The sequence below is a fragment of the Listeria monocytogenes genome (assembly GCF_013282665.1).
Lineage (GTDB): Bacteria > Bacillota > Bacilli > Lactobacillales > Listeriaceae > Listeria > Listeria monocytogenes_C.
The window spans coordinates 2,051,582-2,076,938 of the sequence record NZ_CP054041.1; the positions used below are offsets into that span (position 1 = coordinate 2,051,582).

24 protein-coding genes and 2 tRNA genes are annotated in these 25,357 nt (G+C 37.7%); 24 read left to right on the top strand and 2 right to left on the bottom strand.

All coding sequences use genetic code 11. The features are described from left to right. The first annotated feature begins 43 nt into the window (after window positions 1-43). The 7 genes from HRK21_RS10305 to HRK21_RS10335 all read left to right on the top strand — a co-directional run bounded on the left by HRK21_RS10305 (window position 44) and on the right by HRK21_RS10335 (window position 4,226). Window positions 44-115, top strand: a tRNA-Glu gene (locus HRK21_RS10305). Between the two features lie 26 nt (window positions 116-141). After that, window positions 142-214, top strand: a tRNA-Asp gene (locus HRK21_RS10310). 127 nt (window positions 215-341) lie between these two features. Beyond that, window positions 342-722 carry an OsmC family protein gene (locus HRK21_RS10315; RefSeq protein WP_070006800.1) on the top strand — a complete coding sequence of 127 codons (381 nt, stop codon included), beginning with the start codon at window positions 342-344 and terminating at the stop codon, window positions 720-722. A gap of 113 nt (window positions 723-835) precedes the next feature. Further along, window positions 836-1,510: a YdeI/OmpD-associated family protein gene (locus HRK21_RS10320; RefSeq protein WP_069888493.1), complete on the top strand. Its 675-nt coding sequence runs from the start codon at window positions 836-838 to the stop codon at window positions 1,508-1,510. Window positions 1,511-1,640: 130 nt separating this feature from the next. Next, the gene (locus HRK21_RS10325) at window positions 1,641-2,138 is read left to right on the top strand and encodes a tyrosine phosphatase family protein (protein ID WP_069888494.1); all 498 of its coding nucleotides are present in this window, start codon (window positions 1,641-1,643) and stop codon (window positions 2,136-2,138) included. A gap of 35 nt (window positions 2,139-2,173) precedes the next feature. Then, window positions 2,174-3,523 (top strand): glutathione-disulfide reductase, encoded by a 1,350-nt coding sequence (gene gorA, locus HRK21_RS10330; RefSeq protein WP_070006801.1) that lies wholly within the window; start codon window positions 2,174-2,176, stop codon window positions 3,521-3,523. Between the two features lie 28 nt (window positions 3,524-3,551). Further along, on the top strand, window positions 3,552-4,226 hold the full coding sequence (locus HRK21_RS10335) for a histidine phosphatase family protein (RefSeq protein ID WP_069888496.1): 675 nt from the start codon (window positions 3,552-3,554) through the stop codon (window positions 4,224-4,226). 42 nt (window positions 4,227-4,268) lie between these two features. Here the strand turns inward: HRK21_RS10335 and HRK21_RS10340 are convergent, their stop codons facing one another. Continuing rightward, complete coding sequence (locus HRK21_RS10340; protein ID WP_003729418.1) at window positions 4,269-5,405, bottom strand: AI-2E family transporter; 1,137 nt, start codon at window positions 5,403-5,405, stop codon at window positions 4,269-4,271. Between the two features lie 140 nt (window positions 5,406-5,545). Between HRK21_RS10340 and HRK21_RS10345 the strand changes: the two genes are divergently transcribed. The 17 genes from HRK21_RS10345 to HRK21_RS10425 all read left to right on the top strand — a co-directional run bounded on the left by HRK21_RS10345 (window position 5,546) and on the right by HRK21_RS10425 (window position 23,299). Beyond that, entirely contained in the window at window positions 5,546-5,938 is a 393-nt protein-coding gene (locus HRK21_RS10345; RefSeq protein WP_003724836.1) for a GntR family transcriptional regulator, read from the top strand. Between the two features lie 2 nt (window positions 5,939-5,940). Then, the gene (locus HRK21_RS10350) at window positions 5,941-7,044 is read left to right on the top strand and encodes a DUF1648 domain-containing protein (protein WP_003738523.1); all 1,104 of its coding nucleotides are present in this window, start codon (window positions 5,941-5,943) and stop codon (window positions 7,042-7,044) included. Between the two features lie 87 nt (window positions 7,045-7,131). Further along, window positions 7,132-7,635, top strand: a complete 504-nt coding sequence (locus HRK21_RS10355) for a GyrI-like domain-containing protein (RefSeq protein ID WP_069888499.1) — start codon at window positions 7,132-7,134, stop codon at window positions 7,633-7,635. Between the two features lie 113 nt (window positions 7,636-7,748). Beyond that, a complete protein-coding gene (locus HRK21_RS10360) occupies window positions 7,749-8,561 on the top strand; it encodes a formate/nitrite transporter family protein (protein ID WP_070006802.1) in 813 nt (270 codons plus the stop codon). A gap of 229 nt (window positions 8,562-8,790) precedes the next feature. Next, complete coding sequence (locus tag HRK21_RS10365) at window positions 8,791-10,257, top strand: NAD-dependent succinate-semialdehyde dehydrogenase (protein ID WP_070006803.1); 1,467 nt, start codon at window positions 8,791-8,793, stop codon at window positions 10,255-10,257. A gap of 142 nt (window positions 10,258-10,399) precedes the next feature. Beyond that, window positions 10,400-10,705, top strand: coding sequence for a PTS sugar transporter subunit IIB (locus HRK21_RS10370; protein WP_003721482.1), 306 nt, complete (start codon window positions 10,400-10,402; stop codon window positions 10,703-10,705). Between the two features lie 4 nt (window positions 10,706-10,709). After that, window positions 10,710-11,978: a PTS sugar transporter subunit IIC gene (locus HRK21_RS10375; RefSeq protein ID WP_069888502.1), complete on the top strand. Its 1,269-nt coding sequence runs from the start codon at window positions 10,710-10,712 to the stop codon at window positions 11,976-11,978. Window positions 11,979-11,992: 14 nt separating this feature from the next. Continuing rightward, the gene (locus HRK21_RS10380) at window positions 11,993-12,343 is read left to right on the top strand and encodes a PTS sugar transporter subunit IIA (RefSeq protein WP_003727092.1); all 351 of its coding nucleotides are present in this window, start codon (window positions 11,993-11,995) and stop codon (window positions 12,341-12,343) included. Window positions 12,344-12,354: 11 nt separating this feature from the next. Then, entirely contained in the window at window positions 12,355-13,806 is a 1,452-nt protein-coding gene (locus tag HRK21_RS10385) for a glycoside hydrolase family 1 protein (RefSeq protein WP_070006804.1), read from the top strand. A 72-nt stretch (window positions 13,807-13,878) separates the two neighbouring features. Next, window positions 13,879-15,777 carry a BglG family transcription antiterminator gene (locus HRK21_RS10390; RefSeq protein WP_070006805.1) on the top strand — a complete coding sequence of 633 codons (1,899 nt, stop codon included), beginning with the start codon at window positions 13,879-13,881 and terminating at the stop codon, window positions 15,775-15,777. A gap of 289 nt (window positions 15,778-16,066) precedes the next feature. Then, window positions 16,067-17,638, top strand: coding sequence for a Vga family ABC-F type ribosomal protection protein (vga(G), locus tag HRK21_RS10395; RefSeq protein ID WP_070006806.1), 1,572 nt, complete (start codon window positions 16,067-16,069; stop codon window positions 17,636-17,638). 121 nt (window positions 17,639-17,759) lie between these two features. Continuing rightward, on the top strand, window positions 17,760-18,800 hold the full coding sequence (locus tag HRK21_RS10400) for a permease (RefSeq protein ID WP_070006807.1): 1,041 nt from the start codon (window positions 17,760-17,762) through the stop codon (window positions 18,798-18,800). Between the two features lie 18 nt (window positions 18,801-18,818). Next, entirely contained in the window at window positions 18,819-19,658 is an 840-nt protein-coding gene (locus tag HRK21_RS10405; RefSeq protein ID WP_003724847.1) for a TIGR03943 family putative permease subunit, read from the top strand. An 88-nt stretch (window positions 19,659-19,746) separates the two neighbouring features. Further along, window positions 19,747-20,667, top strand: a complete 921-nt coding sequence (coaA, locus tag HRK21_RS10410) for a type I pantothenate kinase (protein ID WP_003738532.1) — start codon at window positions 19,747-19,749, stop codon at window positions 20,665-20,667. Between the two features lie 116 nt (window positions 20,668-20,783). Continuing rightward, window positions 20,784-21,506 carry an ABC transporter ATP-binding protein gene (locus HRK21_RS10415; protein WP_003738533.1) on the top strand — a complete coding sequence of 241 codons (723 nt, stop codon included), beginning with the start codon at window positions 20,784-20,786 and terminating at the stop codon, window positions 21,504-21,506. Then, entirely contained in the window at window positions 21,506-22,621 is a 1,116-nt protein-coding gene (locus HRK21_RS10420; RefSeq protein ID WP_003738534.1) for an ABC transporter permease, read from the top strand. The genes HRK21_RS10415 and HRK21_RS10420 overlap by 1 nt, the downstream gene beginning before the upstream one ends. Before the next feature lie 21 nt (window positions 22,622-22,642). Beyond that, window positions 22,643-23,299 carry a TetR/AcrR family transcriptional regulator gene (locus HRK21_RS10425; protein ID WP_077952302.1) on the top strand — a complete coding sequence of 219 codons (657 nt, stop codon included), beginning with the start codon at window positions 22,643-22,645 and terminating at the stop codon, window positions 23,297-23,299. Window positions 23,300-23,334: 35 nt separating this feature from the next. On the opposite strand, the gene ltaS is transcribed toward HRK21_RS10425, so the two are convergent. Then, entirely contained in the window at window positions 23,335-25,296 is a 1,962-nt protein-coding gene (ltaS, locus tag HRK21_RS10430; protein ID WP_003738536.1) for a lipoteichoic acid synthase LtaS, read from the bottom strand. Between the last annotated feature and the right edge of the window lie 61 nt (window positions 25,297-25,357).

The following is a 25,357-nucleotide window of genomic DNA, read 5'->3' on the forward strand; positions in this document are numbered from 1 at the left end:
AATGAATTCAATTGAATATATATTCATTTTTCGCTTTTTATCTGGCCCGTTGGTCAAGCGGTTAAGACACCGCCCTTTCACGGCGGTAACACGGGTTCGAATCCCGTACGGGTCACTTTTTTATTCATTTTTTATACATATGGTTCCGTGGTGTAGGGGTTAACATGCCTGCCTGTCACGCAGGAGATCGCGGGTTCAAATCCCGTCGGGACCGCTCAAAAAGAATCCAAGCTAAACTTGGATTCTTTTTTTCGTGCCGGAAATTGGACACAGCTTTTTATTTGAGCTATAATCTTATTATTCATATAAGAATTGTAAGGATTAAATTGGAGGAATGAATCATGGATTTAGTGAAAAATGGGAAAGTATTAGAACTTGTACATCCAAGTGGAAACTGGACATTAATTAAAGAAGAAGGTTTTTCTCCAGTTCAAATAACTGTTGCGGCGGTTGCTGCTTGTAGCGGATATGTCTATCAAACGTTACTTGAGAAAAAAAGAATTGATATAAATGATTTAAGCATTCATATAGATTATGAGCAAGATCAAGAAAGTGCTGTGCATGTTTTGACGAAAATTAATGTTACTTTTACGGTGGATTTAGTGGATAAAAGCAATGAAGCGAAAGCCGAAAAAGCCGTCCATTTAGTGAAAGACGCCTGCCCGGTTGCGAAAAGTTTAGATCCGTCGATTGAAATTAATGAGATTGTTGTTTTTAAATAAAATGATTTATAGACCAAGCGGTGGTGCTTGGTCTTTTTTGTGTTTAGTTTGGCTTGATTACTTGGAGGGAAGTCTATATACTGAAACAAACAACACAAACGAGGTGCTGGAATATGGCAGAGAAAACAATAGTAGAAAAATTACAACTGACTAAATATAAAGAAGCAGTCATCCTAAATCAACCAGATGGAGCGGATTATTTCCAAAATCTAGCAAATTACGAAGAAAAACTAGCAGACAAACAATACGATTTAATTTTTGCTTTTGTTGAAACGCTAGAAGAATTAATTACGTTCGTGCAAAAAGTTATTGTTGAAAATAAACTTGCTGCGAATGGTTATTTATTTTTCGCCTACCCCAAAAAAGGCAATAAAAAGTTCACTACATATGTACACCGCGATGAACTCATGCCAGCGCTAAAAACCGATGAAGAAGGCTACGTGGACGGTAGCACTCTCAAATTCACGCGAATGGTCGCGCTCGATGAAACATACACGGTTGTTGGACTAAAAGAAGCAGCAAAACTAAAAGCAAAGGGCGTTAAGAAAAACAATCCTTCCGCAGATGAATACGCCGATTATGTCCCTCTTGTCGCCGAATTTTTAGCAGACAAAGATGATTTACAAGCCTTCTATAATAACTTAGCAACGGGATACCAGCGTGTTTGGGCGCGCTATATTTACTCTGCCAAACAACCAGCGACACAAGAAAAAAGACGTTTAGAAATGATTGATATTTTAAGTCAAGGTTATAAAACAAAAGATCTTTACCGCCAAGGGAAAAAATAACCAAATAATTTTATTTGGTTATTTTTGTGTTTGAAACTGCTTCTTTATGTAAAAATGTCTAGGCGTGATAGAATAGAAGAGGAATAAGACGAAGGAAAATCTTGTTGCACTGGAAAAGGGGACATGCAGGATGGCGAATTATATTAATAAAGAAAAGCGCCAAATTGATTTTGATCCATTTGATTTACGGATAATTGCCGTACCAGAAGTAGTAGCGGTGCAGTTTAAGCCGCGCTCAGAGCATACTTTACTTATTCGTATTGCGGATGTCGGCGCAACCTATCAGCCACTCAAGCACGAATCACTTTTTGAAGCTATTTTGCCCGTTCACTTTAATGATATTAACGAAGAAGATGATTACTGGGGGCTTAGTGACAAAGAGCAAGCGGAGATGAAACTATTTAACGAGGTGCACCGCGATTTGATTTATGATTTTGTGGATGAGCACCCAGATTTTACGCAGATTGTTGTCCATTGTCACGCTGGGGTCAGTCGAAGTAGCGCGGTTGCTATGGGTATTGCGGAACATTTAGGAGATACGGACACGTACGAAAAACTTCAAGTGATAAAACGATACTTACCAAATCCGCGGGTTCTTGCGATTATGCGGGGCGAAGCGTATTTATAAAAACGAAAATGAAGAAATGTTAGGAGAGATTTTGTATGGAAAAGCATTATGATTATATTGCGATTGGCGGCGGAAGTGGCGGAATTGCTTCGATTAATCGCGCAGCCATGCACGGAGCAAAATGTGCATTAATTGAACCAAAATTTTTAGGTGGAACATGTGTAAATGTTGGTTGTGTTCCAAAAAAAGTCATGTGGTATGGCGCACAAATGAAAGAAGCGATGGATTTATACGCAGATGCTTATGGGTACCAAGTGGACGCGAGCTTTAACTTCCAAAAACTAGTCGAAAATCGAGAAGCCTACATTGAACGGATTCGTGGTTCCTACAAAAATGGGCTGGATAATAATAAAGTAGAATGGATTAAAGGTTATGCCGAATTTGTCGATGAAAAAACATTACGTGTAAACGGCGAACTAGTAACCGCAGATCATATTTTAATTGCAACAGGCGGCGAACCAGCGCTTCCTTCCATTCCAGGAGCAGAATTCGGAATCACATCAGATGGTTTTTTTGCATTAAAGGAACTTCCGAAAAAAGTAGCGGTTATTGGTGCGGGCTATATTGCGGTTGAGCTTGCTGGCGTATTACAACAACTTGGATCTGAAACGCATTTATTCGTACGTAAACATGCACCACTCCGAAATTTCGATCCACTTTTAACAGACACACTAACCGAAATTATTGAGCAATCGGATATGACGTTGCATAAGCACGCTGTTCCGCAAAAAGTTGAAAAAAATCCAGATGGTAGCTTGACATTGAGCTTGGAAGATGGCCGCACAGAAACGGTGGATACACTTATTTGGGCGATTGGACGTAAACCGGTCACCAAAGGTCTTCAAATCGAAAAAGCAGGCGTAGAACTCTTAGAAAGCGGGCATATCGCTGTAGATAAATTCCAAAATACCAATGTGGATGGGATTTATGCAGTTGGCGATGTAACGGGTCATTATGAATTAACCCCTGTCGCAATTGCAGCGGGCCGCCGTTTATCAGAACGCCTTTTCAATAACAAAAAAGATGCGCATTTGAACTACGAAAACATTCCAACTGTTGTTTTTAGCCATCCAGCTATCGGAACGGTCGGTTTAACAGAACCAGAAGCAATCGAAAAATATGGCAAAGAAAATATCAAAGTGTACACTTCAAGCTTTACCTCAATGTACACAGCCATCACAAACCACCGCGAACCTTGCCGAATGAAATTAATTTGCGAAGGGAAAACAGAGCGTGTCATCGGCTTGCACGGAATTGGTTATGGTGTAGATGAAATGATTCAAGGATTCGCCGTTGCAATTAATATGGGCGCAACAAAAGCCGATTTTGACAATACAGTCGCTATCCACCCAACAGGATCTGAAGAATTTGTTACAATGAAATAGAAAACAACGATGGAGGAGGAAGTACGTAATGGGAAAAAAATTATCTCTTTATTTTGTAAGACATGGTCAAACCTACTTAAATAAAAACTTGCGCATGCAAGGCTGGGCTGATACACCACTGACACCAGAAGGAATTGAAATAGTCAAAGAAAGTGGTCGCGGACTTGCAGAAACGGAATTCGTTGCAGCTTATTCAAGCGACTTACACCGCACAATCGCGACAGCAGGGCATTTACTAAAAGAAAATAAACACGCATTCGGCTTAACGCTTGAACCATTAAGTGAATTTCGGGAAACTTTCTTCGGCTCTTATGAAGGTGAAAAAGGCGATGTTGCCTGGAACGAAATTGCGCATCATATGGGTTATGCGAATCAAGAAGAACTATTTAAAAATGCCGATGTACGCGAAACAATGAATGGTACAAAAGCAGCTGACCCAACAGGAGATGCGGAAGATTTCATGACATTTTGGACACGTGTAGAACAAGGTTTCTTGCATGTTATCAATCGTCATCGCGAAACTGGTGGTAACGTTCTTATCGTCGCTCACGGAAATACCATCCGGAACATTGTTCACGAACTCGAACCATCTATGGACGAAGCGGTTATCCTAGACAATGCGAGTGTCACTGTACTAGCTTACGAAAACGGCTTATTCAAATTAGAACGTTTAAATGACACTTCCCATTTTAAAAAAGCATAGAAAAAACGAGCTTTAGGAACTAGTTTCCCAAAGCTCGTTTTTTTATTCTTTCGGTGTATCCGGATCAGGAAGGTTATTATCAATCGCCAGCTGACCTCGCCGCAATTTAATTAAACGATTAACGTTCACGATAATTGTTTTCACAACCGCATAAAGTGGAACACCTAAAATCATTCCGAAGATTCCTGCTAAGTTTCCAGCTACAATCAAGATAATGATAATAGTTAATGGGTGAATCGATAATGATTTCCCCATAATATATGGAGAAAGCAAGTTAGAATCAATTTGTTGCACAATCGTTACGACAACAATGACAAGTAATGCTTGGACTGGAGAGGTGAATAACGCTACGATAACCGCGGGAGCTGCTCCAAGGAAAGGTCCAAGGTAAGGAATAATATTCGTCGCACCAGCAATGAATCCGAAAAGAAGGGCATAAGGTTGACCAATAATTAAGTACCCAATGAAAGTAAATAAACCAACAAACATACAATCAATCGCTTGTGAACTGATGTAAGTGGAAATGGTTTTATTCATTTCTTTAATAATTTGTTTTGCTTCAGAACGAATACCTGCTGGGAAAAATTTTCCAGAGGACTCAACGAACTTATGGCCATCTTTAAACATATAAAAGACGATAAATGGTACAGTTACAAGAATCATGACAAAACTAGAGACAAAAGAGATAATAGCTCCAAAACTAGAAGCAACCCCGTCAACGACCACAGACATGATTTTTGGTAAGGAAATGTTGAGCTTCTCAAGTTCTTGTTTTATGTCTAGATCTTTTAGTGCAGAATTATTCGAGAGACCTTGCAACCATTTCTCAAAATCTTGCCAGTAACCTGGTATTGCTTTTGCAAGTTCAGCTACTTGGTCAGCAAGCGTTGGACCGAGTTGCATTACCGCAAGAACAACAAGCGTGATAAAAGCAATAAAAATTAAAATAACGCTCAAAAGTCGAGGTACTTTCCTTTTTTCTAAAAATAATACGAGCGGGTTAAATAAATAGAATAGAAACCCTGCGACCAAAATCGGCATAAATAATGTAGAAACAATGATGCCAATTGGTGAAAATATGTACTTCATTTGTAATAGAACAAACAAAATGGCTACAACCGCTAAAATTTCAATTGTCCAAAAAAATAATTTACTATCTCGAAAACGTGAAAACTTCAAATTCTCCCCTTCTTTCTAAAACCTTATTGATAAATTTTATAGTACCATTAACTGCTTTAAATAGCCACTGAATTACTACTATTGACGTTTCGATATATGTGTTATACAATATGTATAACAGTTGAGGGAGAGGTGTTTCTATGTTGCTTGCTATAGATCTTCAGTCAGATGAACCGATTTACACACAAATATGCAATCAAATCATTGAAGGTATGGCGAAACGGGAACTTTTACCAGGAGATAAATTACCTTCTGTTCGAAGTTTAGGCGCAGATATTGGTATTAATTTTCATACAGTAAACAAGGCCTACCAAATTTTAAAACAAGAAGGATTTATTCAAATACATCGTCAAAAAGGAGTAGTAATTCATCCAGATGGCGTAGCTAAGGCGGATGAGTTATTTTTTGCTAAATTACAAACGAAACTAAAGCCACTCATCGCGGAATCGGTTGTGCGCGGTGTTACTGAAGAGAAGTGGCTCGAAGTAAGTAAGGCTATTTTTGACGAAATGCATGGACGGAGAGTGGAGTAGAAATGGAAATTATCATTTATATTTTTGTCAGTATTGCTATCATTTCACTGCAAGCAATAACCCCTTTTGTAATAAGAAAATCAGAATGTTTCGGAGTAAATGTTGGCGAACGTGCTAACCGGAATGCAGAATTAACACAACTAAAAAAACAATATGTTGGGCAAGTGGTTTTGTGGACCTCTTTCGTTGCTATTATCGGAATCGCATTAATTCAAGGCTTTCATTCGAGTGAGAATATGCAAGCGGGTATTTTTATTGCTTCGATGTTTGGGCAATTAATCGTTTCTTTTGTTATTTATTATCGCTTTCACCACACAACTTTACAGTGGAAAAGAGATAAAATAGAGGCGGGAGAAATCTCGACTAATTCTATCATAATGGTAGACACTAGTTTTCATCGCAGAAAAATGGTTATCTCGTATACGTGGTTTGTCGTGCCACTACTTATCTTTATTATTACGCTTGCAATTACAGTCGTTTTTTATCCAGTAGCTCCTGCTGATTTTCCAATCCATTTTGATATGAGTGGGGCAGTAACGAATACGGTTGCAAAATCACCGAGAGTCGTGTTGCTATTACCAATGATGCAGCTAGGAATGATTGCGTTATTTATCTTTATTAATTTTGTTATTGCTAGGAGCAAACAATCCGTAGAGAACGAAAACCCTACTGATTCATTAAAACGGGGCCTCCTATTTAGACAGATTTCTAGTAAAGCTATGTTAATTATGTGTACGATTATGGTAATTGATTTTCTCATTATGCAAGTAGTCACTTTACTAGCACTTCCAGCTGAATGGATGATGACAACGATAATTATCTCCGTTGTTTTGATTCTGTTTGGAACCGTACTTCTTGCTGTGAAAGTAGGGCAAGGCGGTAGCAGACTTAAATTTGCTGACCAACCTGATGGTGTCAATAAACCAATTCGGGATGATGATTCTTTTTGGAAAGCAGGCGTTATTTATTTTAACCGAAATGATCCAGCTTTGTTTGTAGAAAAACGCTTTGGGATTGGCTGGACGATTAACACAGCTCGCCCTGTTGCTTGGTTATCTTTTGTCATTATTATCGCTGTAATTATTCTTATTAGCATCTTGTTTTAACATGCCATCAGACGGGTATTTATCATATGGTATACAGATAAATAAATTAGCTTGTATGAGATGCTTTTTGTGAAGGAGTAGATAATCATGGCAATTAGATTGAAGCGACTGGAGGAATGGGAAGGATTCACTGGTATTGCGCTCGTTCGAGAAGGTCTTAAAACAGAAGCTCTTCATACAGAAATAAAAACAGCCTTCAAAGAAATGCTTCAACTTGCGCGAGAACTAGATGATTTTTCCAAACAAAAAACGTTTTATGGTATTTCTGTCCATAATATAGAAGACGGAATTACTCATTATTCGGTAATTCCAGTGGAACAAAAATATCCTCATTTACAAGAACCTCTTGAGTGGATTGAAGTTCCAGCTCATACGTATTTTGTAGCAGAGCATATTAGGGATACTGACCTAACTGAAAGCTACGAAGAAATTGCCATAGCCATTCAAGAAAAAAATTACAAACCATATATTACAGCGAACAACCCCGTTTTTGACCCACTACCATTCAAATTGGAAGTGTATACGAAACAAGGAAGCAACGAAGCAAATATCGAAATTAGGATTCCTGTCGTAAAAGAATTGCATACGTAAGAAGAAGCCTGGGACTTTTGTTCTGGGCTTTTTTATACTAGCAAGCTGTTTTTGAGTATGCTATAATAAAAACGCTATTTTGTGATTATTTTAACAAGAAGGAAGGGATTCATGTGGGATATTACAGCCCGCAGGAAGTAACAGAGATTACGATTGAAAAAGGGACCCAAAAAGCAAATTCAAGTACATTAACACTTGTTTTGCTAGGCTTTTTAGGTGGAGCTTTTATATCTCTTGGTTACTTATTATACATACGTGCAGTAGGAACAATGCCTCACGAATGGGGGAGCTTTGCAACGCTTATCGGCGCCAGTCTTTTTCCAGTCGGCCTCGTTTGTATTTTGCTCGGTGGAGGAGAATTAATTACTGGCAACATGATGGCTGTTGCGATTGCTTGGTACGACAAAAAAATCTCCTTCCAACAATTACTTAGAAACTGGGCAATTGTGTCCGTCATGAACTTAGTGGGTGCATTTTTTGTCGCTTATTTCTTCGGACATTTCGTTGGCTTAACAGAAGGCGATTTCTTACCAAAAACGCTAGCTACAGCTGGTGCAAAAATTAAAGATCCTTTCTGGGTTGCTTTTGTTTCTGGAATTGGCTGTAACTGGTTTGTAGGGATTGCTGTATGGCTTTGCTACGCGGCAAAAGACTTCGCAGGAAAAATTCTTGGTATTTGGTTCCCGGTTATGGCATTTGTAGCTATCGGATTTCAGCACGTTGTCGCCAATATGTTTATTATCCCAGCTGCGATTTTCGCGGGTTACTATTCATGGGCGGATTTCATTTGGAACGTCATCCCAGTTTACTTAGGAAATGTAGTTGGCGGAGCAGTTTTTGTTAGCTTATTCTACTTCCTTGCTTATAAGAAAAATGCGCCTAAAAAGGTAAAAGAAGAAATACATCAACCAATTGAAGAAAGTTAAGACCAAAAAGCTAGTTACAATCGATGTAGCTAGCTTTTTTTGAAAAAAATTAAAGTTTTTTAGAGACTGTTCTCGTTCCCGCCATGTTGGGATAGAATGACTTTTTCCAAAAATCATTTTGCCAGTTGGAAAGGAAAATCCTGATTAAATTTTTCGATTTGTGGAAAACACTATTATAAGATAAGCAACAAGAGCTCGTGCAGAAAAATTTTTTTGAGGAGTGGTATTTTTGAGTATTAAAGAAACAGCCTTACCAAAAGTTCAAACAAAATTATTTATTAATGGAAAATGGACGGATGGAGATAATAAAGAAATAAAAGATATTGTAAACCCAGCAAACGGAGAAGTTATTGCTAAAATCGCCCAAGCTGGACCAAACGAAACCAAAAAAGCCATTAAAGCTGCAAAAGAGGCATTTCCTGATTGGGCAAAAATGGAACTACCTGATCGCGTCAAATTATTACACAAAATTGCCGATTTAATGGAAGAAAAAGCAGATACATTAGCAAAAATTATGACGCTTGAACAAGGTAAACCGCTAAAAGAATCAAAAGGAGAAGTGCTAACTGGCGCAGAAAATTTCCGATTCGCTGCAGAAGAAGCAAGAAGATTATATGGTGAAACTATCCCAGCGCCAAATAATCATGCGTTTATCGTGAAAAAACAACCTATTGGCGTAGTTGCGGCTATTACACCGTGGAATTTTCCAGGTGGTATGGTGACGCGGAAACTTGCACCAGCGCTTGCAACAGGAAATACAATTGTATTAAAACCTTCCGGAGATACGCCACTTTCTGCCCTAGCTATCTTCGAGATTTTTGAAGAAGCCGGCTTGCCAAAAGGTGTGGCTAATATTGTTATGGGTAGTTCCAAAGAAATCGGCGAAACGTTAACTGACAGTGATGATGTTCGTAAACTAACTTTCACTGGCTCCACGAAAGTCGGTCAAACACTATTCAAACAATCAGCCGAAACACTGAAAAAAATCTCACTCGAACTTGGTGGACATGCGCCATTTATCGTATTTGATGATGCGAACCTGGATGCTGCTGTAAATGATTTAGTTGCCGCAAAATTCCGTAATAACGGTCAAGTATGCGTATCGCCGAACCGAATTTTCGTTGCCAAAGAAATCAAAGAAAAATTCACTAAGGCGCTAGTTGCTAAAGTAGAACAACTAAAAGTAGGTAACGGTTTAGATGATGTGAATGTTGGTCCACTTATCCGCGAAGATGCGATAGACAAAATCGACAAACAGCTTAAAAATGCAACAGATAAAGGTGCCAAAGTCCTAACTGGCGGCGGTCGTTTAACAGGTTCCGACTATGACCAAGGGAACTTCTACAAACCAACTGTCTTAGATAATGTTACTCGTGAAATGGACATTTTTTATGAGGAAACATTTGGTCCAGTAATCCCGCTCATCACATTTGAAACGGAAGACGAAGCTATCGAAATGGCGAATGACAGCGAATTTGGTCTTGCTTCCTATTTCTACACAAAAGACTTAGCTCGCGTAGAAAAAGTAGGCGCGGCGCTCGAATATGGGATGGTTGGTGCAAACGAAATTGCGATTTCTAACCCAGAAACTCCATTTGGCGGTGTGAAGCATTCTGGTTTCGGTCGCGAAAACGGCCACTACGGAATGGAAGAATACATCCAAGTGAAATTCATTAACTTGAAATATCGTGACTAACACAAATTATTAAGAAACTCCTTCGCTTCAAGCGGAGGGGTTCTTTTTTATGCAGTTTCCTACCAGTAGGAAAAAAACATATTTGTAAGCGGATTCAGCCATTTATATAATAAAAGTAAGTTAAGGAAAGGGAGGATACAAAATGAAAAACATTTTACTCATTTGTGGGTCAGGAGCTTCAAGTGGATTCATGGCGGCAGCAATAAGAAAAGCAGCAAAAAAACGTGGAGAACAAGTGACGGTGAAAGCAGCCAGTGAGTCACAAATAGATGAAAGAATTAATGAAATTGATTACTTATTAATCGGGCCACACTTAGCTTATATGCTGGATGACTTAAAACAAAAAGTAGCCGATAAAAATGTTTTAGTATCAATTATTCCGCAAGCAACTTATGGCACACTTAACGGTGAAAAAGCACTCGATCTCATTTTAACTATGGAGGGATAACACGATGAACAACAAAGTGATGGATTTTATGACAAATAAATTTGCGCCAAAAGTAAATAAAGTTGTTAAAAATCCTTGGATATCAGCAATTCAAGATGCAATTATGTCTGCGCTTCCGCTCGTTTTTGTCGGTTCTTTAGTCACCATCGTTTCACTACTTAAAAATTTATTTCCCGGCATGCCTGACTTTTCGATGATAAGTAATTTTTCGTTTGGAATGTTTGGGTTAGTTGTAGCCTTTTTAATCCCATACTATCTGATGGAGAAAAAAGGAAATAGCAGCCAAAAGTTAATTTCTGGCGCAACTGGACTTGTTCTATTTTTAATGCTACTATTTCCAACTATTTCAGCAGACGGGGACGCCGTTTTCATTTTATCTAGATTTGGAGCGACAGGGATGTTCTTATCAATTACAACTGGATTATTTGTTGGTTGTGTAATGAACTTTGCTGCGAAGCGATCATTTTTCAGTGAAGATACACCGATTCCAGATTTTGTTGTTGGTTGGTTCAATAGCTTGTTACCAATTACATTTATTCTGATTGTTGGTTGGTTAATAACTGTTCAATTTAACATTGATTTCTTTGAAGTGATTGTGGCAGTGTTTAGCCCGCTCGCGTCAATCGTTCAATCTTATCCAGGCTTTGTGCTTTCGGTTTTCATTCCAGCATTTCTTTATACATTCGGGATTTCTGGTTGGGTAATGATGCCAGCGATTTACCCGGTTTATATGGCAGGACTCGCAGAAAACTCACAAGCCGTAGCAAATGGCGCAAGTGCATCAAATATTGCAACACAAGAAACTGTATACGCCTTAATTTCCATCGGCGGGGTCGGTACAACCCTATCACTATCGCTCATGATGCTAATTTTAAGTAAATCCTTACAACTAAAAGCAATCGGAAAAGCCGTTATTGTCCCATCAATTTTTAACATCAACGAACCATTATTTTTTGGGGCACCAATTGCCTTTAATCCCTATCTAATGATTCCAACGTGGATTAATGCTTTCTTAGTTCCAAGCATCGCCTATTTTGTTATGTCGATGAACTTAGTAAATATTCCCGCGCAATCATTCTTACTATGGTACATGCCATACCCCGTAACATCTTATCTTGCAACACAAGATTTCCGAGGTGTGATTGCTTGTTTAGCAATTATCGTCATTACATGGCTTGTCTACTTGCCATTCTTTAAAGCATACGACAACTCATTACTCAAACAAGAAAAATTAGACGCAATCGAATCAGAGAAAGAAATGGTAACAAATTGATTGGAGGAACTAAAATGTCAGAGCAAGACTATGTTGAAGAAACAGATAGCTTAAATGAACTATCCATGAATATATTAATTCATGCTGGAAACGCAAGAAATGACCTAGTGAAAGGTCTTAACCATTTAGAGGAACTAGCGTTTAACGAAGCCGAGGAATTTATCGCCTCTGCAAAAAAAGAAATCGTCATCGCGCATAGTCTGCAAACAGATACACTTCAACTAGAAGCATCGGGTAATCAAATCCGTTATTCCACACTGTTCTGTCATGCGCAAGATACACTCATGACAGCCAAAAGTGAAATTTTAATCGGCGAGCATATGCTACGTTTATTCAAAAAAATGACCGAACTTACGAAAAAATAGGAGGTACGAGCATGTTTGAAAATTATCAATTTCCGAAAGACTTTTTATGGGGAGGAGCTATCGCGGCCAACCAAGCAGAAGGCGCATTTAAAGTAGATGGAAAAGGAATTAGTTTAGCAGATTTGCACAAATATCATAAAGGAAAAACAAATGATGAAATTAGCGAGGAACAACATAAAGGAGTAAGTTTAGCGGATATCAAAGCAAGTATAGAAGATAAAGTGAACTATTATCCGAAACGCCATGGCATCGATTTTTATCACACGTATCCGGAAGACTTGGCTTTACTTGCGGAAATGGGTTTTAAAACTTTCCGAACTTCGCTGGATTGGACACGAATTTTTCCTACTGGCGAAGAAACGGAACCAAATGAAGCAGGATTAAAATATTATGACCAATTAATCGACAAAATTATCGAACTTGGTATGGAGCCAATTATTACGATTTTACATTACGAAACTCCCGTGGAAATTGTTTTAAATCATGGCGGATGGCATAATCGGAAAGTTATTGATTTATTTGAGAAGTACGGCAAAACGGTACTTGATCGCTACAATAAAAAAGTGAAATATTGGATTGTCATTAACCAAATTAATTTAATTCAATTCGAACCATTTAACTCCACAGCGATTCCATATGATGCTGTCGATGATTATTTATCCGCTACGTATCAAGCTGTTCACAACCAATTTGTCGCAAGTGCGAAAATTTACGAATATGGAAAAGCGCTGAATCCTGATTTAATGATTGGTACGATGCTTGCTGATTGTACAGCCTATCCATTCTCATGCGATCCGGATGATATCGTCCTCGCAATGAAACGTAATCGTATGGAATATTTCTTCGCAGATGTGCAGTTCCAAGGCGAATATCCAAAGTATGCGCTTAACTACTTTGACGAAAATAATATTCATATTGAAATCACAGAAGACGACAAAGCCATTTTACAAAAAAATACCATGGATTATTTAGCACTTTCCTATTATTATTCCCAAATGGTAGATTCCAAAAGAAATGATTTGGACCCAGCTTCGATTACACCAAATCCGCATCTTAAAGCTAATCCGTGGGGATGGGCAGTCGATCCAAAAGGATTGTATAACGCATTGTCGCAGTACTGGGACAGATATCATAAACCAATTATCATCGCCGAAAATGGTTTTGGAATGTATGACAAATTAGAAAATGGCGAAATCCATGATGATTACCGAATCGATTATTTATCCGCTCATCTAAAAGAAATGAAACGCGCTATGTATGATGGCGTAGAAATAATCGCATATTGCGCTTGGGGACCGATTGATATCGTTAGCTGCTCCTCCGCACAGATGGAAAAAAGATACGGTTTCATTTACGTTGATTTAGATAACGAAGGAAATGGTACAGGCAAAAGAATTAAAAAAGATAGCTTTTCATGGTATAAAAAAGTAATAGAGTCTAATGGGGAAGACTTAGAAGCTTAATGTAAAAGAGCGCCAGTTGTGGTAGTTGATAGCTAATACAACTGGCTTTCGATATATAGGGGGTAACAAAAAATGGATACTCAAAAAGAAATACTAGCTTATTTGCATAAACAGGAAAATAAGTGGGTTACCTCAAATGAGTTAGCAGCTTTTTGCGAGTGTACAACACGAACCATTCGTAACAACATTTCTAAGATAAATGAAGTGACACCAAATTTAATTCGTTCTGCAAAACAAGGTTATCAAATCAATCAACGTATTCCATTTGAACTTCAGACAGAAAGTGATGTAACAGAAAGAAAGTCAAAACTCTTACTCGAATTAATTAAAAACTCTACTAAAGGCGTTGACTTGTTTGAACTTGCGGATATTTTGTATATTTCAGAAGTAACCTTAAAAAAAGACATCCAACAATTAAAAAACGAGCTAAAAGAAGCCGATGTCCAAATCGTCACCAGTAAAGACCGAATCAAATTAATCGGAAAAGAACGTGCCAAACGAAAATATATGATTTCCTTGCTATACGAAGAAGGTGGATACCGTGAAAGTATCAAAAGTCGCATTCAAGAAATGATTGAATTTGTTTCTATCGACAAACTGCAAAACATCGTAAAAGAAGTTTTAGCGGAAGAATCCATTACAACCAATCAATATTCGATGATGAACATTGTCTTACATTACGCCATTAGCATCGTCCGAATTCAACAAGGAAATACGCTCATCGAAACGCAAAAAACACTCATTCAAAAACACTCCAAAGAATACGAAATATCGAAAAAAATTGCTGAAATTCTCTCGGAAGAATATCAAATCCATTTTTCAGAGGCAGAGACAAAACAACTCGGACTTTTATATGTTGGCTTGCAAAATGAACAATCTGCTAATGCCAATCATGGCGAACTGGACCAATTTGTCGATAAAAAAATCATCGAAGCACTTAAAAGCGTGCTTGCCAATGTGGAAGAAACCTATCTCATTGATCTCCAAAATGAGCAACTTTTTATCAAGCTAGCGATTCACGTCCAAAGCCTATACTATCGCTCGCGTTACAAAGCGTACACCAGAAATTTAAGCTTACTTGATATCAAAACGTCCTACCCTGTCACTTTTGACATTGCTGTTTACATTTCTTCTTTGCTACAAGAAAAACTAACAATTGACTTTAACGAAGACGAAATTTCCTTTATCGCGCTGCATATCGGCTCTTTTCTAGAAAGTGAAAACCGTGATTATATTCGCTTAGAAATAGGCCTACTTATTGAGGATTATCACGATTTAAGAACAAATATGCTGAAAAAACTGCGCGCACGATTTGAAAATGAAGCTACCATCAAACTGATAGAAAACGAGGATTATGAAGATAATTTTGATATTATCTTAACAACAAACCGTGATATTGCTCTTGAAAAAGCGGGTTCCATTTTTATTCATCCATTACTAACGATGAAGGATATCAAGAAAATCAGCAATCGAATCCAAACAAAGAAAAAAATCTTAGAAAATCACTTGCGAGGTCAACAAATTGATCGCTATATCGTTCGTTCCCTCTATGCCAACCAAATTGACCCCTCAGAACTGACACCCGCAAAAATCAGAGAGCAAATGATTTCTAAAATGGAAAAACAGACCTTCGTCACGCCGGAGTTTAAAGAAAAAGTCGAAAAAAGGGAACAAATGGCGCCAACAAGCTTTCCATCCGGCATTGCTATACCACATTCTATCAAGAATGATGCCCTTCAAAGCGGTGTATCCATAATGACGCTGCAAGAACCGATTTATTGGAATGACGTCAAAATAAAAATAATTGCCCTCGTCGCCATCAGTAAAAAAGATGCGACAGAGTTCAATGATTTTTTTGAAAAATTTGTAGAAATCGTCTCCGAACCAATCAACACGAAACGTTTATCAATGGCTGAAAGTTTCGAGGCGTTCATTCAGAAATTAAAAATGATGATGGAAGAAAATGAGTAAATGACAACAGACTAAGCCGTGGATTTCAAATGACACGGCTTATAAAGGTTGAAGTAACAATCAAATTGCGCTATAATATATTCATCAAACGTAAAGGAGTGTTATCTTAAGCCAATGAAATTCTAATCCTGTATTATATGAAAAAATGAAGAAAGCTATCCAATTATCGGATAGAAACTTTTTTTCGGACGGGATTCGTATGTTCATTTCGCATGATAACTCTAGCTATAGGCCTTTTTGGCGTAGCCTCGCGGATTCCTCTCTGAAAATATTCAGGAGGTTATTTTTTATGTCTACAATCGAAATAAATCAATTAAAAATAGAAGTAGCAGACAGAGTTTTAGTAGAAATTCCTCATCTGCTAGTTAGTAAAAAAGCAAGAATCGGCATTATCGGTCAAAATGGTCTCGGGAAAACAACACTAATGGAAGTAATTGCTGGAGCTAAAGAAGCGACATCTGGCACGGTGACTACACAAGGAAAACTTGCTTACATTAAACAACTTTCCACGGATACAAGTACGAAAAGCGGCGGCGAAAAAACAAGAAAAGCCATCCAATATGCAATGCGTCAAAATCCAAGTGTTCTCCTAGCAGACGAACCAACAAGCAATCTCGATGTCGAAAGCGTCCAACATTTAGAACGTCAGTGGAGTGATTTCCACGGTGCACTCATAATTATCTCACATGACCGCGCTTTTTTAGATGCACTCTGTACAGAAATATGGGAAATCAAAAATCAAAAAATTCATGTATACAAAGGGAACTACCATGCGTATTTAGAACAAAAACAACAACAAGAAAACCAAGCAGAACTTGCATATAAAGAATTTAAAAATAAAAAGAAACAGTTACAAGCGTCCCAAACGTATCATGAAATCGAAGCCGGTCGCATCGTTAAACCAGGGAAACGGCTAAACAACAAAGAAGCCAGCGCATTTAAAGCCGGAAAAGGCACACAACAAAAGAAACAACACAGTACCATCAAAGCTTTAGAAAAGCGAGTGGAACGGCTCGGCAATGTCGAAAAACCACGTACAACTAAACCAATCAAAATGATTACACCAGATAATCGCGTTATAAAAAAAGGCAATACGATACTAAGTGCCAAAGAAACAACCTATGAAATTGCTGGTCGAAAACTATTTGAAACAAATACTTTTTCTATCAAAGCAGGAGATAAAGTGGCACTCATCGGTGAAAATGCGAGTGGGAAAACTACTTTTTTAAAAGAAATCATCCAAGAAAATCCTAATCTCCTATGTAATCCCCAAGCGAAAATTGCTTATTTTGACCAAGAATTAAATGGATTAAACCAAACAAAATCCCTTTTAGAAAACATCACGGAAATCAGCGTTCAAACGAAGCAAGTAATCAGAGAAGTACTAGGTAGTATGCATTTTAAAGAAAGCGATTTGCATAAGGAAGTGCACATGCTCTCTGGCGGAGAACGAGTGAAATTGCTGCTCAGTATGCTCCTTGTTAGTGACGCCAATTTCTTAATTCTTGATGAACCAACGAACTATTTGGATATCTACGCAATGGAAGCACTAGAGGCGTTAATCAAACAATTTGCAGGGACAGTACTTTTCGTTTCTCATGATAGAACTTTTGTTAATCATGTGGCGGAACAATTACTCGTCATCGAAAATAATGAAATGACTTTCCACCGAATGACTTTCGCGGAATATGAAGAAAGTAAAGGACCAACTCGCATTACAGAAGAAGATAAGTTGATTTTAGAAATGCGTATGTCAGAAATTGCGGCAAAACTTATGCAACCCAATTTAAAGCCCACAGAAAAAGCCATACTCGAACAAGATTATCAAGATATTATCACAAAAAGACAACAATTTAGTTGAATTGTTGTCTTTTTATTCGAGCCCAATAAATGATATAGTCATTTATCTTTTACTTGATTTCTGCAAAAGATAGGCTTAGAATCAAATAGTTATTAAAAAGAGTAAAGAAAGAAGGAATCCCATGTTTAGTCATCTTCCGGATTCATTCCTCCAAATGAATACCATTTTTATTTCTATTTTGATTGAGGCACTGCCGTTTGTATTAATTGGAGTATTTATTGCTGGCTTTATTCAAATGTTTATATCAGAACAATTTATTGCCCGTGTTATCCCCAAAAATAAATTTCTAGCAGTCATTGTTGGCTCGCTTATCGGTGTATTTTTCCCTTCCTGTGAATGTGGAATTGTTCCTATCGTTCGTAATTTACTGGCAAAAGGGGTACCGCTTCATGCTGGTATTGCCTTCATGCTTACCGCTCCTATTATCAACCCAGTAGTATTATTTTCGACCTATGTTGCATTTGGTAGTACGTGGGAAGTTCCATTGCTACGTGTTGCGGGAAGTCTTGTAGTAGCTCTCGTTGTCGGAAATATTATCGCTTATTTTTATAAAGGAACTGGACTCAAAGAGCGCTTTTTAAAATATGAAGCAGCTAGTGAAAAAGTGGCTGTTCCAGCAACAAATCTAGCGCTTGCTGGTGGTCCTTCTGAAAGTACGACAACTAATTTCCAAGCGCTAGCAAGCGACGTAGCACATACAGAAGACGCTCATAAAGGACATGCGCACCATCATCACGGTGAGGAGCACACACATACAAAAATGACACTGAGTCAAAAAATATGGCATACTGTGCAGCACGCCGTCGATGAATTTTTCTCTGTAGGTAAATACCTTGTATTTGGTTCATTGATTGCCGCAGCGATGCAAACATATATTAAAACATCGACGCTCGTTTCGATAGGCCACGGTCCGATTTTATCGATTTTACTTATGATGGTCCTTGCTTTTGTATTGTCCCTTTGCTCTGAAGCAGATGCCTTTATTGGCGCTTCTTTCCGTAGTGTTTTCTCCACACAATCCATCGTTGCCTTTTTAGTGTTCGGCCCAATGCTTGATATTAAAAATCTAATGATGATGTTAGGCGCATTTAAAGCAAAATTTGTCTTATTAATTGTTACTAGTGTAACGATTGTTGTCTTTTTATACGCCTTAGTTATTTAACCGAAAGTAGGTGAGCAGATGTTTCGCGTTTTTATTTTATTTGGATTTGGTTTTTATTTGATGCAGCTTCATATTTCTGGTGACATCAGTAAATATATTAATATGAAGTACGCTTATTTATCTTTTTCTGCGATGATTGCCGCATTCTTACTTGCGATTATTCAACTTATTATGGTGTTTCGCGATGAAGATATTGGAGCAAAAACAGAACATATGGGGCACACCCATGATGGCGAAAATACTATTTTGAAAAAAATTATGGTCTATGGTTTGCTTTCTTATGCCTTGATTGCAGGTTTTCTTTTCCCTGTCGCAACGCTTGATTCGACTATTGTTTCAGCAAAAGGTTTTCACTTTCCGAAAAACAATGCAGCTGGAGACGATCCATACGCTCAAAATCAATTTTTAAGACCAGATACAAGTGGCTACTTTGGGGAAACAGATTATGAAAAAATGATGGCGAAAGAAAAAGCAGAAATCATTGATCAAAACCCAATTAAAGTCAATGATAGTAATTACTTAATGACGATGGAAATTCTTTATAATTATCCAGGGGAGTTTACTGGCAAACAAATCGAATTTACCGGTTTTGTTTATAATGATGAAGTCACCCAAGATAATAACTTGTTCTTGTTTCGTTTTGGAATTATTCACTGTGTGGCTGATTCTGGTGTGTTTGGAATGCTCGTCCAAATGCCCGAAAAAACCGATTTGAAAAACGATACTTGGCTTACAGTAAAAGGAACCATCACCCAAGAATATTATTCCCCGTTCAAAATGAACATCCCATCTGTACAAGTAGAAAGTTATAAAGAAGTAGCAAAACCAAAATCAGTTTATGTCTATCGTAAATATTAAATCGCTACTTGCGGATTTATGCAGCTTGCGTTATCCTTAAATAAAGCTGTTTACGTTTTCACGAATGAATTAAAGGATGGAACATTGAATGAATGATTACAACCACTACTTTCATTTCCCACGAGAAGAATGGCGCAAGCTGGAAGTGAGTAAGGACCAAATTTTAACTGCAGAGGAATTGGAAGAAATACGTGGTTTAAATGACCGAATTTCTTTACAAGACATCTCTGAAATCTATTTACCACTAATAAAACTAATTGCGATTCAATACCATGAAGCAATTTTTATTCATGGCGAAAAAATGGAATACTTAAAGAAAAAAGAATCGCGTGCACCATTTATTATTGCATTAGCTGGAAGTGTGGCTGTTGGAAAAAGTACGACTGCACGCGTTTTCAAATTAATGCTTGATCGCTGGTTCTCCAAAACCAGACAAGTAGAGCTTGTGACGACAGACGGCTTTCTTTATCCTAACAAAGTTTTAGAAGAACGCGGTATCATGGACAAAAAAGGCTTCCCGGAAAGCTACGACCGAGATCGCTTTGCTAAGTTTTTAACTGACTTAAAAGCAAATAAAGAAGATGTCGAAATACCACTTTATTCGCATTTTACCTATGATGTTTTAGACGAAACGCGCGTGATTCATAATCCAGATATCGTCATTATTGAAGGCATCAATGTTCTTCAAGCGGATCAACATGAGAGCCTGTTTCCAAGTGACTTCTTTGATTTCTCGGTTTATATGGATGCTAATGAGTCTGATATCAAAAAATGGTATTTAGAGCGCTTCTTCATGCTTCGTGAAACAGCTTTCCAAGACGAAAGCTCTTATTTCCACCCGTATACTAAAATTAGCGAGCAAGAAGCAGAAACATTTGCACTTGGGGTTTGGGATACAATCAACGGTGTCAACTTAAAAGAAAACATTGAGAAAACAAAATATCGAGCCGACTTAGTGCTGCATAAAGGCACTGATCATCTTATATCAGACATTTATTTACGTAAATAACCGAATGCTAATAGAAGGAAACTTCTTGATGCATTCGGTTTTTTCTTTACATTGGATAAAATCCGAGTATAATCATAAGTGAGTAATCACTCATTTTTAGAAAGGGAGGGAAAGCAATGTCAGAAATCGCAATTAATGTAACCAATTTAGATGTGAAAATTGGCAAAAAGCAAATTTTGTCGGATATGTCTCTTGAAATAGCAAAAGGCGAGATATTTGGCTTGATAGGACCATCCGGTGCGGGGAAAACCACGCTCGTTAAGACTATTATTGGGATGGAAAAGGCAACGAATGGTACAACCGAAGTGTTAGGAAAAGTAATGCCTAATTTACCCGTCATTAGCAAAATTGGTTACATGGCCCAATCAGACGCACTTTATACCGATTTAACAGCTAAAGAAAACTTAGATTTTTTTGCTTCACTATATTCTATCAAAGGTGCAGCCAAAAAAGACCGAATGAAGTATGCAGCCACTTTAGTTAATTTACAACAAGATTTAACTAAAAAGGTGAACAATTATTCGGGAGGGATGAAACGTAGGCTGTCTCTCGCAATTTCTGTCCTTGCTGACCCAGATGTCCTAATTCTAGATGAGCCGACAGTCGGAATTGATCCAGAACTTAGAAAAACGATTTGGGAAGAATTAGGTGACCTAAAAGCGAATGGTAAATGCATCCTTGTGACGACACACGTGATGGATGAAGCTGAAAAATGCGATAGACTTGCCATGATAAGAAATGGAAAAATAATCGCTCTAGGGACACCACAAGAGCTCTCAAGCAAAACGTCATCTGGTAAGTTAGAAGATGCCTTTTTAGAGTTTGGAGGGAAGGACTAATGCGAATACTTGCAATCGTCAAACGCATCATTAACCAATTTCGCCGGGATAAACGGACGCTTGCCCTAATGTTTCTTGCGCCACTTTTACTTATTACGCTTCTCACTTACTTATTCGAAGGTGACACAGTGCAGCCAGTTGTTGGTGTAAGTGGACTTTCTGACTCCATGGTAAAAGAACTGAAAGCAAACGACTTAACGATCAAAACATACTCAGAAAATACCGACGTGACTGCTAAAATTAAAGATGCCAACCTCGACGCTTTTTTCAAACAAAACGGTGAAAAACTCGAAGTCACCTATGAAAATAGTGAACCAAGCTTGAGTAAGGAAATCGGATTAAAACTACAAAAAACATTGATGACGGAACAACAAACGCAAGCGAAAAACCAAGCAAAGGCAACCGGAGAAGCTCTTGCTAAAGCTGGAATTGATCCAAACAGTATTCCGTCACTTACCAAAAGTCCAGAGAAACTAACACTCTCAACAGATTACGTATACGGCGATAAAGATACTAGCTTTTTCGACACAATTAGCCCGATTTTCATTGGCTTTTTCGTTTTCTTCTTCGTATTTTTGATTGCCGGTATTTCTTTCTTGAGAGAACGAACAACAGGTACGCTTGAACGACTTATGGCAACCCCAATTAAACGTATCGAATTAGAACTAGGCTATTTGATAGGCTTTGGTATTTTTGCGTTACTACAGTCTATCTTAGTCGCAGTTTTCTCCATCCAAGTACTAGGCATGATGCAAAACGGCTCCTTATTCTATGTGTTACTAATTACGTTAACACTCGGCATGGTTTCTTTAGCGCTAGGAATTTTACTTTCTACGTTTGCAAATAATGAATTTCAAATCGTACAATTTATTCCAATCGTTATCGTGCCACAAGTCTTATTTTGTGGGATTTTCCCGCTCGATGGAATGGCTGATTGGCTTGTGTGGATTGCCCACATTATGCCGCTATACTACGGCGCAAATGCACTAACATCCATCATGGTAAAAGGAGAAGGATTCGCTTCGTTTGCAACTGATTTCTATATTTTACTAGGATTTGTGCTCGTATTTGTTATATTAAATATTTTTGCTTTGAAAAAATATCGTAAAGTTTAAGTGGAAAGGAGGATATAAGGCGTGGATGCAGAAGGGGACATTATCCGTCAAATGCTTGATTTAACGGAAAAAGAAACAAAAATGAGTGAAAAACAGCGCCGAATTGTCGCTGCTTCCATCGAACTATTTGCTGAAAAAGGGTATGCTGGAACTTCAACGAATGAAATTGCTAAAAAAGCAGGGGTTGCAGAAGGCACCATTTTTAGACATTACAAAACGAAAAAAGATTTACTAATGGCGATTACAATGCCAACACTCATCGGTGGTGTGATACCATTTTTAGCACAAAGTTTTGTCAAAGAAGTGTTTGAAAGTGAATATCCAGATTTTCAGTCATTTATTCGGGAGATTATTGTTAATCGCTTTGACTTTGCTAAAGAAAATGGGAAGGTCATCAAGATTTACTTCATGGAACTATTTTACCACGATGAGCTAAGAGAACAGTTTTCAGAAATTTTTATGACGCATGTAAAAGGACAATTTGATCAAATGATTGATTACTATAAAGAGCGCGGAGAAATTGTTGATATGCCGAACAGTACAATTATGCGTGCCCTTATTACAAATATTGTCGGCTTTATGCTAACGAGGTTTGTCGTTATGCCTGACGTGGAGTGGGATGACGCAAAAGAAATTGATGATACGGTAGCTTACATTATGCGAGGTTTAGGCAAATAAAAAAGAGTCCAGATATTCTGGACTCTTTTTTATATTTAATTACTGGATGAATCAGTTGATTTTTTCTTATTATAATTGTATTTACTTGGATCCACTTTTTTGAAACCATCAGGAGCATAGAAACGCAACAAGTCACCTTGTAGTACAGAATCTGAAAGCTCTAATTCTTTTGCTACTTTTTCTTTTGTTTCTTTCATTTCTTTTGTTTCCGTAGCAATTGGTTCTCCAGTTTGTTGATTATACATGTTGCCACCAATCATGGAATAGGTAGGAGTTATATAATCACCATTTCGGAATGGAACAAGTTGTTTATGATCTTTAGAAAGTAAATCTGTACCAAATTGCAAGTACTCTTTATTATCAACGCCAAGTAAGTGAAGTAATGTCGGAAGTAAGTCAACTTGACCACCGTATTGTTCTTGAACGCCACCTTGAACACCAGGAACGTGAATCATTAAAGGAACACGCTGCGCTTGGGCATTTTCAAAAGTGTTGTAATCTTTACCAAGAATTTTGGTCATTGCTTGTTCATGATTGTCGGAAATACCATAATGGTCGCCGTACATGATAATGACAGAGTTATCGTAAAGACCAGTTTTCTTCAAGTAATCAACAAAGCTTTTCACAGATTCGTCTAAATAACGAGCTGTTTGGAAATACGTATCTACAGATGAATCGCCTGTTGTTGCTGGAGCAATCGAAGCATCTTTCTCATCAATTGGATAAGGGAAGTGGTTCGTAAGCGTAATAAATTTCGTGTAGAACGGTTGTTGTAAGGATGATAGATATTCTTCCGATTCTTTAAAGAATGGTTTATCTTTAAGTCCATAGTTAGAAACATCTGCTTCGTTCATATCGTAGTAACTAGCATCAAAGAAATGATCGTAACCAAATTGTTTATAAATTTCATCACGATTCCAGAAGCTCTTATAGTTACCATGGAATACAGCGCTTGTGTAGCCTTGTTGTCCTAAAATAGCAGATGCTGATTCGTAGGTGTTTTTACCTTTAGTTGTAAAGGCAGAACCTTGAGGCAAGCCGTAAAGTGAGTTCTCAAGTAACATTTCGGAGTCAGCTGTTTTACCTTGACCTGTTTGGTGGAAGAAGTTTGTAAAGCTTAGTGTATTTTGATCTTTAAAGAAAGAGTTAATAAACGGCGTTACTTCTTCTCCATTTAATTTATAATTCACTAGGAATTGTTGGAAACTCTCTAAGTGAATATAAATCACGTTTTTGCCTTTTGCTTTACCGAAATATTCCGGATTTGGCGCGGCATATTTGGATTTAGTATAGTTTAACACTTCTGTAACATCACTACTATCAGCAAGTGCACGCTGTGTAGATGATTCAGTACTTTTCACGGCGTCATAGATTTGGTAGTTAGTCATACCAAGATATTTAACGATGTAATTTCTATCAAATGTTCTTGTTAAAAGTTGTGGACGATCAATTTCTGCAAGTCCCAAGTTACCAAAGAACATTGCAATACCAAGCGTCAGCACCCCAACTACTTTTCTTGCACGAATACGGGCTGTTTTGTTTGGTTTTACAAAACGGAAAGCAAGCAGTGCAATTAAAATGATAATATCCACGAAGTAAATAATATCGTGCCAGCTGAGTAACGCTGTGATAGTACCTCCCATGTCGCCCATGTTTTGCATTTGTTTTGCGTTAAGATTCGGAAGCGTAATGAAATCACTAAAGAATCTATAATATACAATATTTGCGTAAAGAATAAAACTCATTAAAAAGTCAATGACGATAATCCAAATGAATGAACGACGTCCCTTAGCAAAGAGCGCAAGACCCATAAAGAAAATGGCTCCGCTTAATGGATTAATGAACAGCAGAATTTGCTGCATCAGATTTTCTATGCCAAGTTTGAATTCAAGTTGATATGCAATATACGTTTTTAGCCAATAAAGAATGACGGCTAGAACAAAAAATCCATAATTCTTGCTTAAAAACGTTTGGATTTTTATTTTCCAATCCTTCATGAAACACCTCTCCTACACACTATTTACTCGTTTTATTTGTTATTTTGAAATGAAAAAAAGA

Coding starts and splice junctions, on each gene's coding strand:
- HRK21_RS10400 (WP_070006807.1), top strand. CDS start 17,760: ATGTTTAGTCATCTTCCGGATTCATTCCTCCAAATGAATACCATTTTT.
- HRK21_RS10350 (WP_003738523.1), top strand. CDS start 5,941: ATGGAAATTATCATTTATATTTTTGTCAGTATTGCTATCATTTCACTG.
- HRK21_RS10385 (WP_070006804.1), top strand. CDS start 12,355: ATGTTTGAAAATTATCAATTTCCGAAAGACTTTTTATGGGGAGGAGCT.
- coaA (WP_003738532.1), top strand. CDS start 19,747: ATGAATGATTACAACCACTACTTTCATTTCCCACGAGAAGAATGGCGC.
- HRK21_RS10320 (WP_069888493.1), top strand. CDS start 836: ATGGCAGAGAAAACAATAGTAGAAAAATTACAACTGACTAAATATAAA.
- ltaS (WP_003738536.1), bottom strand. CDS start 25,296: ATGAAGGATTGGAAAATAAAAATCCAAACGTTTTTAAGCAAGAATTAT.
- HRK21_RS10345 (WP_003724836.1), top strand. CDS start 5,546: ATGTTGCTTGCTATAGATCTTCAGTCAGATGAACCGATTTACACACAA.
- gorA (WP_070006801.1), top strand. CDS start 2,174: ATGGAAAAGCATTATGATTATATTGCGATTGGCGGCGGAAGTGGCGGA.
- HRK21_RS10405 (WP_003724847.1), top strand. CDS start 18,819: ATGTTTCGCGTTTTTATTTTATTTGGATTTGGTTTTTATTTGATGCAG.
- HRK21_RS10420 (WP_003738534.1), top strand. CDS start 21,506: ATGCGAATACTTGCAATCGTCAAACGCATCATTAACCAATTTCGCCGG.
- HRK21_RS10415 (WP_003738533.1), top strand. CDS start 20,784: ATGTCAGAAATCGCAATTAATGTAACCAATTTAGATGTGAAAATTGGC.
- HRK21_RS10370 (WP_003721482.1), top strand. CDS start 10,400: ATGAAAAACATTTTACTCATTTGTGGGTCAGGAGCTTCAAGTGGATTC.
- HRK21_RS10315 (WP_070006800.1), top strand. CDS start 342: ATGGATTTAGTGAAAAATGGGAAAGTATTAGAACTTGTACATCCAAGT.
- HRK21_RS10390 (WP_070006805.1), top strand. CDS start 13,879: ATGGATACTCAAAAAGAAATACTAGCTTATTTGCATAAACAGGAAAAT.
- HRK21_RS10335 (WP_069888496.1), top strand. CDS start 3,552: ATGGGAAAAAAATTATCTCTTTATTTTGTAAGACATGGTCAAACCTAC.
- HRK21_RS10375 (WP_069888502.1), top strand. CDS start 10,710: ATGAACAACAAAGTGATGGATTTTATGACAAATAAATTTGCGCCAAAA.
- HRK21_RS10355 (WP_069888499.1), top strand. CDS start 7,132: ATGGCAATTAGATTGAAGCGACTGGAGGAATGGGAAGGATTCACTGGT.
- HRK21_RS10380 (WP_003727092.1), top strand. CDS start 11,993: ATGTCAGAGCAAGACTATGTTGAAGAAACAGATAGCTTAAATGAACTA.
- HRK21_RS10325 (WP_069888494.1), top strand. CDS start 1,641: ATGGCGAATTATATTAATAAAGAAAAGCGCCAAATTGATTTTGATCCA.